The organism is Bartonella sp. AA9NXGY (assembly GCF_042196845.1).
GTDB lineage: Bacteria > Pseudomonadota > Alphaproteobacteria > Rhizobiales > Rhizobiaceae > Bartonella.
This window is the reverse complement of the sequence record NZ_JBHIRB010000025.1, coordinates 1-14769: the sequence shown is the minus strand read 5'-3', so window position 1 is coordinate 14769 and position 14769 is coordinate 1. Positions and strand designations below refer to the sequence as shown.

The following is a 14769-nucleotide window of genomic DNA, read 5'->3' as shown; positions in this document are numbered from 1 at the left end:
TCCACAGATAATGGGGTTATTCACCCCATATCTTAAGATTGACCCGTGACATAAGCCGCCCATTTATCCATATAAACACGGCGCTGTTCTAGATAATCAGTACGACGATAGGCACGCTCTACTTTGCCGCCAACTGTATGACTTAGAATAGTTTCAGCGACCTCATAGGGGGCATCGGTTGTTTCAGCGAGCCAATCACGTAAACTAGAGCGAAAACCATGGGGGCAGGCTTCAATTTTATTTTTTCTCATATACGCCGCCATCATCGTATGTGAAAGAGGACCACGACCGGTAAGTGAAAAGATGAAATCACTTTTAGAGATACAGCGGGCTTGTTCAATTACTTTTATTGCTTCAGATGATAGGAGCACGCGAAACTCTGTTGTGGCATCACGCTTGCCTTTCATATTCTCAGCAGGGATTGTCCATATATCCCCATCAACTTGATCTTTATGGATATGACATAAAGGAAAAGTACGAACGCCTGTCAGAATAAGCAGACGCAAAGCTAAATGTTTTATAGTTGTTGTTTTGCAGAGAAATTGGTAAAAAGCCGGCACATCTCTCCAATCCATGGCTGGTAAGCTTTGTTTTTTATGACGTTGTTTGCCTAAGAGAGCGCGTGCTTTTTCTACTGCTTGTAAATCAACATCTAACCCTAATGCAGCCGCATGTTTGAGACAAAGATTAAGACGCATTAGTGCTGTTCGAGCAGTTCCAGCTTTTGTATGCCAAATAGGGGCAAGGGTATCGCGTATCTCTGTTTGAGTAATCTCTGAAACGGGTAGACAGCCTAATTTAGGGAGAATATGGAGTTTTAAGGGTAAAAACCAACGCCCATCTTTACCATCTCCTTTTAGTTCAGCTTTACGGCTTTCAAAAGCATCCAACGCGATATCTTTTAAATAATGGAGATTACTTATTGCCTCACGCTTTTGTTTATTGCGTTCTTTAATGGGGTCACGACCTTCACGAAGAACAGAGCGCCACCCAGTTGCCAATTCACGGGCTTGTTTTAAAGAGACATCTCTCAAGGCACCCAAGCCCATTTCACGGCGCCGCCCATGAATGGTAAAACGGTAAATCCATTGAGCACCTCCATCTTTACGCTTATGAAGTAACAAGCCGGCACCATCATTATATTTGCCAGCTCCCAATGTTGCGACAGCTCTTGCATTAAGACGGTTCATAAGAGCCATTTTTAGTCCTTTCTTATACAAATTTTATCCATACACTCATCCCACTTGTTATGTACAAATGAGTGGTTTTAGTTGATTCAAGATAAACAGATTTGAAATGAGAGAATCTTACGTTATTCGGGATTCTAATTCAATATGAATAACGCTATATTATCATTATAAATCAATGTGTTATCTGAGTTCTGATCAACATCATAAGTTTGCATTGGAGTGTAAGGACCATGTTTCTTTAGAGCCTTTGTTATCATCAGAGCAGCAAGGAACGCCGGTTTGTTACAGTTATTTTGATAGGAAATTACATCTTTATCCCACGCCGGATAAAGCCTATCAGATTCAACTCATTCTCTCTCCATTGCGTTTATCAGAGAACTAGAAAAGAATGGTTTTCTTTTAAAGAAGGAAAACTTGATTAGTGCGTCAGATTCGATTTTTGATCTTAAAAAATTATGGGCACCTGTGACACCTATTATACATATTATCCAGAATTGCAATAGCCCTTGTATCATGTGCGATTGCTGGAAGATTAAGGAAAAAAATTGGCATACTCCAGAAAGTTTAATACCCTTATTTAGAATGTTGAAAGAAAAAGGAGCTGCCTCAGTGATGCTTTCTGGGGGAGAACCTTTAATGCATCCGAGGCTTAAAGATATTTTATTAACGTTGAATGAACTAGGTCTGCCTGTTGAATTAAATACCAATGGCATCTTATTGCATAAAAATTTATGGATTTCACAGTATGACATAAAAGAAATTGTTATTTCTATGGATTCGACTAGTGTCCAAGGATATTATGATATACGGGGGGCGAATAAATTTGATCGCGTGTGGGAAAACATTGAAACAGTTAAGAATCTTCAACCTCTGCAAAGTATAGGAATAAGAGCGACAGTTACTAAAGAGATTCTAGAAAATATTATTAATTTTATCGATTTTTGTATAAGCAAAGATGTCGATTATATCGGATTTAACCCGCTCGATACGTCGTCATTTTGTTTTTCTAGAAACAATAATACAAAGGATCGATCTAAGGCTTTAAGCAACAAAATTCTTCCGCCAAACGCCTCACTTTTTCATTTGAGAGATGAATTATCAAGGAAAGAATCCCCCCTCCAGATTTATATAGATAAAAAGTTCCAAGAAAGGAAAATCTCATGGACGTCACAAAATTTTGTAAATTGTATTAATTATTACTTAGGCGAAAATTCTGCGTACGTTTCGTCGCCGTTAATGTGTTTATTTCCATTTTCATCCTTGGTATTGGACTATAATGGAGATTTAAAAAATTGCTTTTATTCAGAAGCTTTTGGGAATCTACAAAATTATGAGGCAATAGATTGGTCTGCTCAAAGCGTTTTAAAATCTTTGAAAGAATCTGGCGCATGTAGCGGATGTCGTGGGAAGGTATTTTGTGGATAAGGTTAAGCAATTTAAGATTTATAGCGTTAGCAAGTCTACTGCTCTAGTGGTTGCTGTTTTACCACTTTTTTTGTCGGAAAAATTGCATTTGTCGCAAGCGGATATTGTTTTAATCGGTAGTTATTTTTTATTGCTTCCTTTGATCTTAGAAGTCCCCTTGGGTTTATTATCAGATGTTTATGGAAGTAAGCGCGTTATTTATACTGGGCTGTTTTTCTTTCTTTGCGGTTTTTTAGCTCTTTTTATGAATTATGCATATTTTGCTTACGCCACTTATTTGTTGTGTATCACATTAGCGGCCGCTTGTTTCTCAGGTGCGGAAGATAGTTTACTCTTTTCTGTAGTACCAAAGCATCGCACACTGTTTTCCGTTAAGTCCGAAGTGGCTGCTGTTACCTATAGTGTGACAACGGTACTTATTTTTTTAGGGGGAATACTTTATTATGTGCATCCTGCATTGCCTGTAATTTTTCAAATCCTTTCATTAATTTTTGCTATTTTTATGTTTTCAAAACTGACGAAGGGATTAGATAGTTTTCATATCAACGCTCATCCGAGTATTTTCACAGTTATGTGCGCCAGCCGTAAAGAAGTCAAAAACCCTTATCGCTTCACTCTTGTTTTTTTAAGTGCAGTTTCAGCTTTTGCTATTTTGGTTAATAATCGAACTGTTTCTATCGCATTTTCTGATTTTTTGCCATTTCAACCTGCTATTTTGGTTTCGATTATTTTTATCATTGGGAATTTTTTTTCAGCAAGTTCCAATATATTGTTTCAGAAGTATTTTTCAAAGTTTCAAAATCCTATTTTTCCCGTCTTAATGATTGGTTGTATGGTAACCATTGCTTTTTTTCTCATGTCATTTCAAATCATTGCGGCTCTTATATTAGGATTTTTACTGCTATGTGTTTTTAAATCTGCTTATCGATCTTATCTGTCGTCTCTTCTTATAAATTCACTGATTGATCCCAAAGCTATCGCGACTGTTTTATCATTTACAGCCATTATTACAGCTGTTGTATCCTTTGCATTCAGTTTTTTATACGGTCATGTTTTTTCAACATTCTGGCAAGCTAATTTGTGGTTGGCAGTGATTATGGCTGTGATTTTTGGGGTGTCTGCTTTAATTATTTTTGTCAGAAAACAAGAAATCATTTGGTTACAGCCTGAAAATGCACAATCGTCAAAACAACATTTCTTGAAACGCAAGCATCAAGAGTTTTGCTATGGGCAAATTTATCCGGAAGCATCGTGCATTAATGAAAACATCAAGGATGGCTCTTTTCGACAAAGTCTCTATCCTGCACCAAATTTGATAACACTTTGCGATGAAATAGTCGAATGGGAGTTTATCCGGGGTACTGTATTGAGCCAAATGGATTTGCTACATCAAAAGGCGATTATTGATCAAATCAATAAGATCTTTCAAGATCGATTAAGCAAGAATATAATCTTATCACATGGAGATTTACATCCTGATAATATCATTGTTACTTCTGATAGTTCTTTTATGGTAGTGGATTGGGATTTATGTCAAGAAGCCAGTCCGGAATTGGATATCTTAACATTTTTCACCAGTCCAAGATTATCTCTCAATTTAGAAGAACGGATAGACTATATTTCTCATTTGCTGTCTATATCAAAGGATGAAGCTTTACCAATGATAAAAGCGTTTGTGGCTAAAAAAATTTCTGATCTTTCTCTATACCAAAATATTTTCATGAAACAATTAGTATTGGATTATATGAACTTGAATAAGAAATTTCATGGGCGATAATATTGTAATTTGTAATGAAAATTGCAGTGCGGGCTGCAATCATTGTCCGTATTCGATGGAATATATGGTGAGAGATGACGTGTTGCCTGAATCTTTATATACAATAAATGACATAAAATCTGATTTTATTATTCTTTCTGGTGGAGAGCCTTTTGAGCTCGATTATGATTTACTTCATAAATATACTTGTATGTGTCTCATTTGCAAAAAATATTTTCGGATTGCAACAGGGGGCACATCTATATTCAACCATATTTGAAGCTATTAAAGAGTAATCCGTTCTTTTTAGGGATACAAATAGGCACAGATGTTATTTCAGAGATAAGAAATCTAGACAGTAAAAAATATAAACAAACGTGGGTGCGTAACATAGAATGTATGAAAAAAGATAGCGTACCATATAGTGTGACGATTACTTTATCGGAGAGATTCGATTTGGCAGAAGTGTTAGCTCTAATACGTATCGCTACTCCCGAGTTCATTTTAGTTAATTTTGAAAATAGAAAAAAGTATGAGAATAGATTTCAGTTAAATATGATACGGGATTTTTTTTTTGGCTGTGAGATAAAATATGGATATACGCATCAGAGTTTACACCAATAAATATAAACTATCGGATTCTTTTCACAGTTCTTCTGGTGTGTTAGTTGAAAAAACAGAACTGATAATTTTATTTACTGCTCAGGATAAAGTTATTTCGCCCTTTGCTATGGAGTTGCCATTGTCACCTAGTCACGGAGAAATGCCGGACGATTTTATAAAATCTGTAAATGAACGATCAATAAATAAAAGTAAACACTTTGCAAATTCTTTAAGCTATTTCTTTGGGTTGGAAGATTTTTTTAAAAAAGTTGAAATGGCTAAAATTATTAATTCTGGATTAAAGAAATCTATTAAAACGATAGGAATAGGTGCAATTATTGATGATGAGATACGTAATTACGATTTGATAAAATTGAAATCATCGAATCAGTATTTGGATGATACAATTGCAATTGTTAATGAAAACAAAAATGTAAAATTTATTATTGATTTCAATGCAAGTATTAATTTTGAGCAGTGGAATTATTTTATTGATAGGATAGATAAGAATAATTTGTTTGGAATAGAACAGCCTGTGAAATTTCCTTCAAAAATTCCAGATTTGGGTTTCTTAAATATCGCTGATGAGACATTCGTGAAATGTGGTTATGAAAAAATTCACGAATATGGCTATAATGATTTTGTCTATAAGCCATTTGCAAGTAATATTAAAGAATTATATAAGTGTTTTGAGAATAAAAATAACTACGTTGGTATGGTTGGAAGTAATGTTTCAGGCCCTTTAGATTGTAGTTTTTGTAACATCATAAATCATTATATGCCTACCAAATTAGCAGGAAATCGTGCAAGTAATTTTGAAGCGCATCCGTTAAATAATAAAACTGAGGATTTAATGAGAATTCGAGAAAAAAAGATATCTCTCTCTGATGAATTGTTTATTTATCTTGATAAATTTTGCCAAAAGGTATCGGATTTGTATTTTGATATGAATCAATTAAAAGAAATTGCTACAAATATATAGTATTTCCCACTCTGAAGCAGCTATGTTTCGTGAATAGATATAGGACATACCGATGGAAGAACGATATGGTGCTTGTCTCATGATCTTGCGCGATTAGAAGAAATGGGAGTGATATCGACTGATCAAAACTACAGTGGACCACGGCGTTCGCGGCCTTTTGACCGGCATCGCAGCGGATTTGTTTTAGCGGAGGGCGCAGGTCTGTTCGTTATTGAAAAATTATCTAACGTACTGGCGCGGCAGCGTGAGCCGTTGGCCTATTTATTGGGTTACGGCGGTGCACTTTGCGCACAGCATATTGTAGCGCCGCATAAAGATGATCTCGAAATGCAACTGTCGATGGAACGAGCCATCGAACATGCGGGTATTGACCGTACCGCTATTGATTTTGTGAATACACATGGGACATCGACAGTACAAAATGATCAGCACTAAGCCAGCGCAATCAGAACGGTTTTTGGCGCGTACAACCCAGCGATTGTGGCAACAAAATCTTGGCACGGGCATCTGATTGCTGCTGCCTGTGCGATGGAAATTTTGTGTGTACTGGTTTCTTTTCGGAACAATGTTTTGCCTAAAATTTTGAATTGTGATGAAATCGATCCTCAATTGCCTGCTAGCATTGCGCTTGTGAGGGAGCATCAGTACCGACCGCTTAAATATGCATTGAAAAACTCATTTGGTATGGGTGGTAGCGCAAGCAGCTTGGTTTTAGGGAATCCACAATATCTGTAAGGGACACCTCATGCTAACAATATATTCCTTATTAGAAAGAAACTGGCAAGTGATTTATCATCACAGTCATTATTCGGCAGAGGATGTCAGCATGATGACAAAAGGGTGTGCAGATACCGTAGTTAGATATTTTCGTGATCACCCGCAAGAGGAGCAAAATAAGCTGTTTGTTTTTGTGATTAGAAATAATTTCGAAGGTCTAATCAGCTATTTTGTTGCGTCTATGCTAAAATTGAAAGCTTGGATCGTCAGTATTCATGATTTAGACATTGTTGATATGCTGGTTGATGCCAATTGCATTGCGGCTGTTGTAATGAGCCATGAAGTTAGGAATATTAGTATCATCAGTCACCGGATTAATATCGCGTTTGATCACTGTTTTTCAACTGTGAACGAAAATCTGGCTGATTTTACAGCATATCCGTGCGCGCATTTCTATTTTTGTACCTCCGGAACAACCAGTAAGCCGAAGTTGATTCAATATCATGAAAATATTCTGATTGAGAATGCCATCGCGGTGAGCCAATCTCTTGGACTAAGTAATGAAGATTGCTTATTGTGTTATTTCCCGGTGCAGTATATGTATGGTCTCTCTACTATGCTATGTGCCTTCTTATCGGATAGCAAACTGGTATTTGAAAAATTTCAAATAAGTAATATTGTTGAACTCGTTTCGCACTATAGCATTACCAACTTGCCTTTAATCGGTGACTGGATGCTGGAAGTAAGCGACATTTTTACCAAAAGCCGAATCCATGTGCAAAATATCTTGAATGCATCCGATCGTTTGCTTACCGTACAAGCATCGGGCATCCTCTCATCATGCACGACGTTATGGAATAACTTCGGTCAGACCGAATCCGGACCGCGCTTGTTTCATAATAAGATCTGCTCGCTACGCGATATTGAAAGAACCAGTAAATATGGGCGTTGTGGCACCGGGTAAGGTTCTGGTGAGTGATATAAAAATTGATTTGCGCCCCATTGATCGGGCGGATGCTTCTGATTCAGTGCGCCGTATGTTTTATAAAACGCCTTTCGCGTGTGATGGTTATGTTGATAGTTCCTTGCAATTAAAGCCGCGTGATGAATGGTTTGATTCCGGCGACCTGTTTGTTAAAGATGAATCCGAATGCTATTACTGGATAGCCAGAGCCGTTAATGAATTTAAACACAATGGTAAGTTTATCCCAGTTCAACTGATCTCAAATGACATTATTAAGTATGCCGGATGTTTAAGGCATTACTTTTCAAAAGCACAGAACGGCGATCTTTATCTCAACCTTGATATGTCGGCAAATAGTGAGCAGGTTAAAGTCGTTACTAAACTATTGACTGATAAATGGTATCAGTATGCATTTAAAGTAAATATCAGAAAAATTGCCACGACAAATACAGGGAAAATAAAATGTACCATGTAGATAAAGCTCATGGTATGAGCAGAGTGTATGTTAATCGCCGTGCAAACAATTATCTGTGCATTGTGAGCCATTCTTTTTATACCTATTTTTTAGCTATTGATAGGCTTCATCGTTATTTGCCTGTATCGACGAGACGTACATCGAGAATGATATTGCATCGTGAAATGGCGAAGGTACTTTTTATCGATATATTTAAACGGATTTTGCCAGATGTAAAGATGTCAAACAGTTCTGTGAGCCATGGACGGAGTAAAAGTATTATGTTGCTTAATAATGATCCGCGGATTCAGTCTGTCGGGGTTGATATCGAATTTATTGAGAAAAAAACTACCGAGGCCATTTATGCTAGATTACTGTGAAAAATGCGCGGACTTTCCAGCAGGGCAGGTGCTGGATAATCGACTATGCACCACAATATTTAGCTGCATGGAGAGCTTGTATAAGGCATTATGCGCCATCTCGGCGTGTACTTTTGATATAAATGATTACTTTTTAGTTGAACATGACAGGACGCGATGTGTTTTTCGGTACGTTGGGAATACATTTGTGTTTAAAGGGATGACGTTTATTTGTAACTGCTATTATCTTTGTCAATCTGTGATAACCGTTGTTTTGCTGGATGCATGTTTGCAATCAATTATTTTAGATGACCTCTTATATGAGGACGTAACCGTTTCTATACCCAGTTAGTTTTTAACGAGTTTACGGCAATGCCATAACTAGCTTCATTTAGAGGAATATGTGATGAATGATTTACTGGTGAATATCACCCCTGAGCACTATGAAAGGTATGCTATTGAAGGTACATCACCGTGGAATGCGTATTTGATGGAAAGAATTCTGGAAGAAGCATCTGGTGTTACTTCTGCGAAGAAAAAATTCTCGATATTGGCATGGGAACTGGCCACATGCTTTTCAAGCTTTACCGCTCCCAAAAACTCACAGACTATTTCTTTTACGGGGTTGATATCGATCCCCGTATGGTTCAATTTTGTGTTAAAAAATGTACCGAGTTAAAATACCAGCATGCATTCAACATCATTGAAGCCAGTGTCAGCAATTTACCGTTTCCCGATAACTCCTTTTCAATGATTTATGTCCGTTCCGTAATTCATCACTGGGCTGAACCTAAAAAAGGATTACAGGAGTTGTGCTGTGTTTTAGATCGCGGCGGTCGTATTATCATCCACGACCCCTTGGCTGATTCAGAAGAAACAGCACTGGTATTTTTAACCAATCACGTCGTGAATGCGGTGTGGCAGCTATGTCCACAGAAGAAAAATTTACATTAGCCGGTATCACCGATCTTTTATACGGCTGCGATCTTAGTGAGATGAGCTGGACAGTGACACGTGGAGAAGGTCTAGCAGCTCTGGGTTGTGCAATTTTCATTAAAAAGGTCTGAGTTATCATGGATTATTTCTGTGCTGAAATGTATGCAAAAATGCAACCACGTATAACGGCAATAACTGGCTGCCATGCACTCGATTACATTGCTTTCCCCGATTTGGTTAGGATAAGTACACGCGTTTATTCGATCACTGGTGATAGTGGTTCTTTGACTCAAGTGGACTCTGCGGGTGAACACTTACCGATGCTGATTAGTGCTACAAGTGGCATCACTGGGGCGATGAAAATGGCCAACGTTCGTTTAAAATTCTGTAAGGAAGGGATCAGCTCATCAGAGCGCAATTTAATTCGTAACCTGCGCGGCGCGGCAGGTTTTTTCCCTAGGGGATGTTGTTGGCAACCTGTTTACGATTAATCTGTTTTCATCTTTACACTACTTGGCGTGTGAAATTTTAAAAAATTGCCGTGCACATGTTGTGCCGGTTGGCGATATTGCTCTGCTGCTGAAGAGTCATTTCGAGTTTCTGGCTGAAATACGACTCTCGGTACTGTTTGGTGTGCCCAGCACCATCGTTCAGTTCGTTGAAGCTATGCTCAGCCTTGGGGTTCCACTGGCAATTAAAAAAGTGGTCTTTACTGGTGAATCGATGCTGAGCGTGCATGAAAACTATCTGCGCAAGATGCTGGGCGCCGATCTGCGGATAATTGGTTTATATGGTTTGTCGGAGTGCGGTTTCATTGGTATGTCCGCCGAAGGGCGGCTTAATCGGTACCTACTCTTCAGCGATGATTTCTTCTTTGAATATGAAGATAAGAGAGGACTGCTAGTGACATCGCTGGATCCCGATGTCTCGCGCAAACTTATCAGATATTCCGTGGGCGATATGGGCACATTATCCGTTGAAAATGGTGACCTCTATTTTGAAGGTATTAAACGCAATGCTGTTGATTTTAATTTCATGGGAAATTTGATTAGCCATGAAAAAATATTCAAAATTATTAATCGAAGGTTGCCCGATGTGATTGTTCAAATTGTATTGTCTTTATCCGCGGATAGACAAGAGATTATGGATATTAAAATCTGCTGCGAAGTATTTCACAACCTTGATTTGTCCGAACTAACTGAGGAAATCTATCATTTGCCGGATATTTATGAAGCCTATATGAAAAAGCGCGGGCGTATTAATCTCACCCTCGTCGAATATAGCGATTTGCTTTTCTCATCCAGAGGGAAATGCCTGCTAGTTTATGACGCAAGGGAGTCCTGTAATGCAACTTGATAATTTGTGTAATGAAATTGTATCAGGGAATTCGCATACGATAAATGTCAACATCAGGTTTTATAGCGTGTCACCGGAGCAGCAGGAGTAAATCATGTCAGATGATGTTATTGATAATTATGATTTAGATAATAACGTATTGTTTATTCGTGGATGTAATTTGATTGATATTGCCGATGAAAACCGTTATTTGCAGAACGCATGGTTTGCACTGACCGGCAACCTTCTTAATGAAGAACAGATGGATCGGCTGATTCAGAATGCTAGCGCCGAACTGCAAAAGACGAACCCTACAGCCAAACTGCAGGCGATGCATCAACTGATCAATGCATTGCCATCTTTGAGTTTAACGCAGCGATTTATGATGTTATTATCGCAAGTTGAGGTTTCGGCGGCTCAGGGTAAGGTCATGGCTCCCGTAAGCGACGGTAGTTGTCTTAAAATTATCTTGCTGATGCCGTGGATTATTGCATTGGCGCGCTCTTCCCAACAGTTTTCCGATTTTCCGGAGATCGAAAATTGCAATACCTTTGAGCGTGCTTTTTGGTTAGTATTAACTAGCAAGGAAGCTTCTTCCGACTGGGATATTGATATGCTTTGCCGGTGCATGTCTCTACTGCTGGGCGGGTTTGGTATTGTGACACCTACAACCACCACGATAAGATTTATTGCCAGTACCAAGAGCGACGTCATTTCTGCACTAATCGGTGGGTTTAGTGCCATTGGCTCCGTGCATATGGGAGCCTGCAAATATGCTATCATGCGACTTTCTGGTGTCCTCCATGAGATTGAAGCCGGGAATCTTAAGGCGGCGGTAACGCATTATTGCAAAGACAAACCCTGGCCAAGGTTTGGTCATCCGATTATGCAATGGGATGTCCGGGTTGATTTCTTTTTTTCACGCTTTCAGGTGCCTATGTGCCCCTTCAGTTCGCTTGTGCGATCTATTTCGGACAATACAGGACTGCAACCCAATGTCGATTTTCTAATTGCAAGCATCATGAGCAAACATCGGGCTTCTCCTGAGCTGGGATTGTTGGCTTTTTTCGTTTGTCGTATGCCTATACTTCTCGCGCACTATCAAGCGCGGTTTAGCACTCATTCCTTCAGTTTATCATCAAAGGATTTAAGAGAAAAATATAAAAAGGTCTCCCAATTATGGCTATAAAGCATCACACCGAGCCAAATTTCTTGGGTATATGTCAGAGTATCACCTTAATCACACCGATGCGTGCTTACGGGCAAATCGATATTTCTCACTGGGAGTTAGCCCATAACTATTTGAAACAGGGCTTGTTACTCGAAGCCTTGCATCAGTTTTCAGTTCGATTCGCCACCATGGTGGCTAAAAACTCGGATCTCACTTATCGCTATCTCCCTGTTATGGTTGAACAGTTTTTCTCTACCACCCATTTTGATAGCGATCGGTTATGCGTTGAAGGACATATTGAACGCATTAATGAGGCCTATCGTATTCACTGTAAGGCTAGCACATATGACAATGGAAAGGCCGTTATTGCGCAGGCAATCATCATGGTCAGTAAGGTCTGCTTCTTTAGCTCGTGTTCTGTGAAAGCCGCTCTTCCATTACTAGGCGATTTATGTAAGATTTCTTCCGTAACCGGAGATTCTTGTACTTTTTCCTTTAATGCGCATCACCCGCTTTTTGAGGAACATTTCCCCTCCCACGCCGTATGTCCTGGTTCACTATTGATTGAGATGGTTCTGGCTTTGGCCACGCAGGGTAGGGCGAAAAATATCGCATCTGTTGCGCTGAAAAAAGTAAAGTTCATTGAAGCAGTTTATCCGGGAGATACCTATCAGTTGACCATTAAACAGGATACAGAGTGTGAACTGGGTGGCGTTTTTTATATTCATACGGAAACTAAAAAACGAAGCACTTGCGGTAAGTTTTCTATCAAATATAAAAAGGAGGATGCGCCATGTTTAACATAATAATCTCTTTTATTCCGTGGAGTATTTACTCCTGGGTTATCAATGGAAACGTTTTAACTCTGGTCGAACGCTCTCTCATCTTAACTGTGATTTTATTGTTCATTATTGCTGTGAATATTAAAATTGTCCGGCAGGGAGAACCTGTGATGATTACTAACATTCTGACATTTATTGTCCTGTTTGTTAATTATTTCGCTGGATGGTCTACACTTTTACTGAACTACCCCACAGTTTTTTGCTATCTGTCACTTGCTCTGGTTTCATTGATTAGCTTGCTGGTAAAGAAACCCTTTACCATTTTTTATGCCAGTGCTGGTGTTTCTGAAGAAAAACGCAAACATATCCTATTTTATCTCATCAATAAATATATTACATGTATTTGGGTAATCATCTTTTTTGCCAATGGTTTTCTAGTGGCTTTTTTTACATGGACCCCCCAGATTTGGTTAATCACTATGGGTTTAATTTGTACTGGTATTCTTTTTTCTAAATATCTTCCTAACATCATGCAATATTTTTATCGCATCAAACATCATGGAGCATAATATGTCATTGTTTAACATTCTGACCGGAACCCCTTTATGGGCTTGGATTTTGCTTATTTTTCTCATTGCGAGGGGAATAATCGCATTGAAAGATAGGGAAACGAAGGTTTACCGCCTTTTTCTCTTGCCGTTAGTCTTTCTTTTTTTGGGCGCAAGCGATGTGATTAACCAGCTGGCTTTCCCACGCTGGGGAGCAATCGCAATGTTGGCAGGGCTGATGATCGGCTTTGGCGTTGGCTGGTTGCTCTGGCGTGCTACTGCGCGTTTAAAAATCAAAGAGGGAACGGATTTCATTATTCTGCCTGGTACGCCGTTGACGCTGACATTTATTCTTATCGCTTTTGTCATCAAATTCACATTGATTGTTTTTCTCAAGGTTGTACCTGATTTGAAATATGCATTTGATTTTAACCTTCTTTTTGGTCTTTTAAGTGGGTTTACTGGTGGTGTGTTGTGGGGCGGCACATTAAATTTATATATAGCATTTCGAAAGAATCCAAATTAATCCCTATACCATTAGCTGTGGGTACTTCCCATTAGAACTATCTCAATAGAAGCTTATTCCTAACAACAACGCTGCATACAAATGCAGCGTTGCCTCGTAGTTTCAGATTTTTTTATCCCAGCGCGTGAATAGGAGAGGGAAGTGATATATCTGACTATACCCCCTTGGGGGAAGAGCGAGCCTAAAGGTTTAGAATGCTATGAGTTTGAGCTAGCTGGACTTTGAGCAGATGGTTTATCGCTCATGGGAAATCATTTTGTTTTACGATTCAAAAAGAGGATAGTGATGGTCTCATTGGCGTAGGTGGGCAAGAAAACTGTTAGCTTGGCAATGCCGTCAACAATTTATAGAACTATGTTGTGGAACCCCTACGCAAAGCCGTTGCTATGATGGCATGATGCTTTTGTCAAGCATTATGATATGGGGAGGAACCGGTGTTTAAGGGTGCAGCTGCGGTCACTATACGATCCAGTAGCATTACGTTTTTACGTTTGAGTATTTAGGAGCGGTAGACTCTGTACAGGCTATGCGTGCAATATGTGAAGCACGCTTGTGGGAAGCAGTGTGCCATTATTGCGTTGTGCATGCAACCCTCTAGCTAGTACTTCATTGGTAAGGTTGTTTTTTGAAGCTGATTAATTATCTGGGTGTTTTTTAAGAGAACGTTAGCACTGATGTATCGCGTGCCGTACCAAGAAATCTTCCAAAAAAAAATTATTAAAAATACTAAAAATATATGTGCAAGATGAACAAATGCTTGCTGAGGATATTGTATCAACGACTGTAGCTGCTTAAGGGCACATAATCTTGGGGGGCATAATGTTGTATAAAAAATCATGAAGTCCAAAAAACTCGTAAAGGTGCATTGCACTTCTCCTTTACGTTGACGACGCTTTCTCCAATAGCAAAATATAAAAACGATATCATTATCCGCTTTAAGGCGTGTGGTATAAATATTGGTACGACAACAATAAACATGAATAATATAGGAGCAAAGCCACTCTATAAAGCCACCAGCACG

Annotated in this window: 14 protein-coding genes and 3 pseudogenes; 16 read left to right on the top strand and 1 reads right to left on the bottom strand. The window is 38.9% G+C overall.

The genetic code is table 11. From position 1 onward, the window contains the following. Window positions 1-32: 32 nt before the first annotated feature. Window positions 33-1199 (bottom strand): tyrosine-type recombinase/integrase, encoded by a 1167-nt coding sequence (locus ACFIM6_RS08875; RefSeq protein WP_375612538.1) that lies wholly within the window; start codon window positions 1197-1199, stop codon window positions 33-35. 172 nt (window positions 1200-1371) lie between these two features. Between ACFIM6_RS08875 and ACFIM6_RS08870 the strand changes: the two are divergent. From ACFIM6_RS08870 to ACFIM6_RS08795, 16 genes and pseudogenes are all read left to right on the top strand, one after another. After that, window positions 1372-1572: pseudogene (locus ACFIM6_RS08870) on the top strand (hypothetical protein); the annotation flags it as partial. A 32-nt stretch (window positions 1573-1604) separates the two neighbouring features. Further along, a complete protein-coding gene (locus ACFIM6_RS08865; RefSeq protein ID WP_375612537.1) occupies window positions 1605-2615 on the top strand; it encodes a radical SAM protein in 1011 nt (336 codons plus the stop codon). After that, a complete protein-coding gene (locus tag ACFIM6_RS08860) occupies window positions 2608-4392 on the top strand; it encodes an MFS transporter (RefSeq protein WP_375612536.1) in 1785 nt (594 codons plus the stop codon). Before ACFIM6_RS08865 ends, ACFIM6_RS08860 begins: the two co-directional genes overlap by 8 nt. A 571-nt stretch (window positions 4393-4963) precedes the next feature. Further along, window positions 4964-5956, top strand: a complete 993-nt coding sequence (locus ACFIM6_RS08855) for a hypothetical protein (RefSeq protein ID WP_375612535.1) — start codon at window positions 4964-4966, stop codon at window positions 5954-5956. A 72-nt stretch (window positions 5957-6028) separates the two neighbouring features. Next, window positions 6029-6691, top strand: a pseudogene (locus tag ACFIM6_RS08850) (hypothetical protein). A 10-nt stretch (window positions 6692-6701) separates the two neighbouring features. Further along, the gene (locus tag ACFIM6_RS08845; RefSeq protein ID WP_375612534.1) at window positions 6702-7637 is read left to right on the top strand and encodes an AMP-binding protein; all 936 of its coding nucleotides are present in this window, start codon (window positions 6702-6704) and stop codon (window positions 7635-7637) included. Then, entirely contained in the window at window positions 7615-8112 is a 498-nt protein-coding gene (locus ACFIM6_RS08840; RefSeq protein ID WP_375612533.1) for a hypothetical protein, read from the top strand. Before ACFIM6_RS08845 ends, ACFIM6_RS08840 begins: the two co-directional genes overlap by 23 nt. Continuing rightward, a complete protein-coding gene (locus ACFIM6_RS08835) occupies window positions 8100-8471 on the top strand; it encodes a hypothetical protein (RefSeq protein ID WP_375612532.1) in 372 nt (123 codons plus the stop codon). The genes ACFIM6_RS08840 and ACFIM6_RS08835 overlap by 13 nt, the downstream gene beginning before the upstream one ends. 453 nt (window positions 8472-8924) lie before the next feature. Beyond that, window positions 8925-9404: a class I SAM-dependent methyltransferase gene (locus ACFIM6_RS08830; RefSeq protein ID WP_375612531.1), complete on the top strand. Its 480-nt coding sequence runs from the start codon at window positions 8925-8927 to the stop codon at window positions 9402-9404. 119 nt (window positions 9405-9523) lie between these two features. Further along, window positions 9524-9877, top strand: a complete 354-nt coding sequence (locus tag ACFIM6_RS08825) for a hypothetical protein (protein ID WP_375612530.1) — start codon at window positions 9524-9526, stop codon at window positions 9875-9877. 61 nt (window positions 9878-9938) lie between these two features. Next, a complete protein-coding gene (locus ACFIM6_RS08820; protein ID WP_375612529.1) occupies window positions 9939-10742 on the top strand; it encodes a hypothetical protein in 804 nt (267 codons plus the stop codon). Between the two features lie 94 nt (window positions 10743-10836). Beyond that, on the top strand, window positions 10837-11910 hold the full coding sequence (locus ACFIM6_RS08815) for a citrate/2-methylcitrate synthase (RefSeq protein WP_375612528.1): 1074 nt from the start codon (window positions 10837-10839) through the stop codon (window positions 11908-11910). After that, window positions 11901-12698 (top strand): beta-hydroxyacyl-ACP dehydratase, encoded by a 798-nt coding sequence (locus ACFIM6_RS08810; RefSeq protein WP_375612527.1) that lies wholly within the window; start codon window positions 11901-11903, stop codon window positions 12696-12698. The genes ACFIM6_RS08815 and ACFIM6_RS08810 overlap by 10 nt, the downstream gene beginning before the upstream one ends. Next, window positions 12686-13243: a hypothetical protein gene (locus tag ACFIM6_RS08805; protein WP_375612526.1), complete on the top strand. Its 558-nt coding sequence runs from the start codon at window positions 12686-12688 to the stop codon at window positions 13241-13243. Before ACFIM6_RS08810 ends, ACFIM6_RS08805 begins: the two co-directional genes overlap by 13 nt. Window position 13244: 1 nt before the next feature. Then, the gene (locus tag ACFIM6_RS08800) at window positions 13245-13748 is read left to right on the top strand and encodes a DUF6622 family protein (RefSeq protein WP_074380593.1); all 504 of its coding nucleotides are present in this window, start codon (window positions 13245-13247) and stop codon (window positions 13746-13748) included. An 880-nt stretch (window positions 13749-14628) separates the two neighbouring features. Then, window positions 14629-14769 (top strand): annotated as a pseudogene (locus tag ACFIM6_RS08795) (phage tail protein); the annotation flags it as partial.

Excerpts from the sequence above, each read along its gene's own strand:
- ACFIM6_RS08875 (WP_375612538.1), bottom strand. The coding sequence starts at position 1,199 with ATGGCTCTTATGAACCGTCTTAATGCAAGAGCTGTCGCAACATTGGGA.
- ACFIM6_RS08855 (WP_375612535.1), top strand. The coding sequence starts at position 4,964 with ATGGATATACGCATCAGAGTTTACACCAATAAATATAAACTATCGGAT.
- ACFIM6_RS08845 (WP_375612534.1), top strand. The coding sequence starts at position 6,702 with ATGCTAACAATATATTCCTTATTAGAAAGAAACTGGCAAGTGATTTAT.
- ACFIM6_RS08840 (WP_375612533.1), top strand. The coding sequence starts at position 7,615 with ATGGGCGTTGTGGCACCGGGTAAGGTTCTGGTGAGTGATATAAAAATT.
- ACFIM6_RS08835 (WP_375612532.1), top strand. The coding sequence starts at position 8,100 with ATGTACCATGTAGATAAAGCTCATGGTATGAGCAGAGTGTATGTTAAT.
- ACFIM6_RS08825 (WP_375612530.1), top strand. The coding sequence starts at position 9,524 with ATGGATTATTTCTGTGCTGAAATGTATGCAAAAATGCAACCACGTATA.
- ACFIM6_RS08815 (WP_375612528.1), top strand. The coding sequence starts at position 10,837 with ATGTCAGATGATGTTATTGATAATTATGATTTAGATAATAACGTATTG.
- ACFIM6_RS08810 (WP_375612527.1), top strand. The coding sequence starts at position 11,901 with ATGGCTATAAAGCATCACACCGAGCCAAATTTCTTGGGTATATGTCAG.
- ACFIM6_RS08805 (WP_375612526.1), top strand. The coding sequence starts at position 12,686 with ATGTTTAACATAATAATCTCTTTTATTCCGTGGAGTATTTACTCCTGG.
- ACFIM6_RS08800 (WP_074380593.1), top strand. The coding sequence starts at position 13,245 with ATGTCATTGTTTAACATTCTGACCGGAACCCCTTTATGGGCTTGGATT.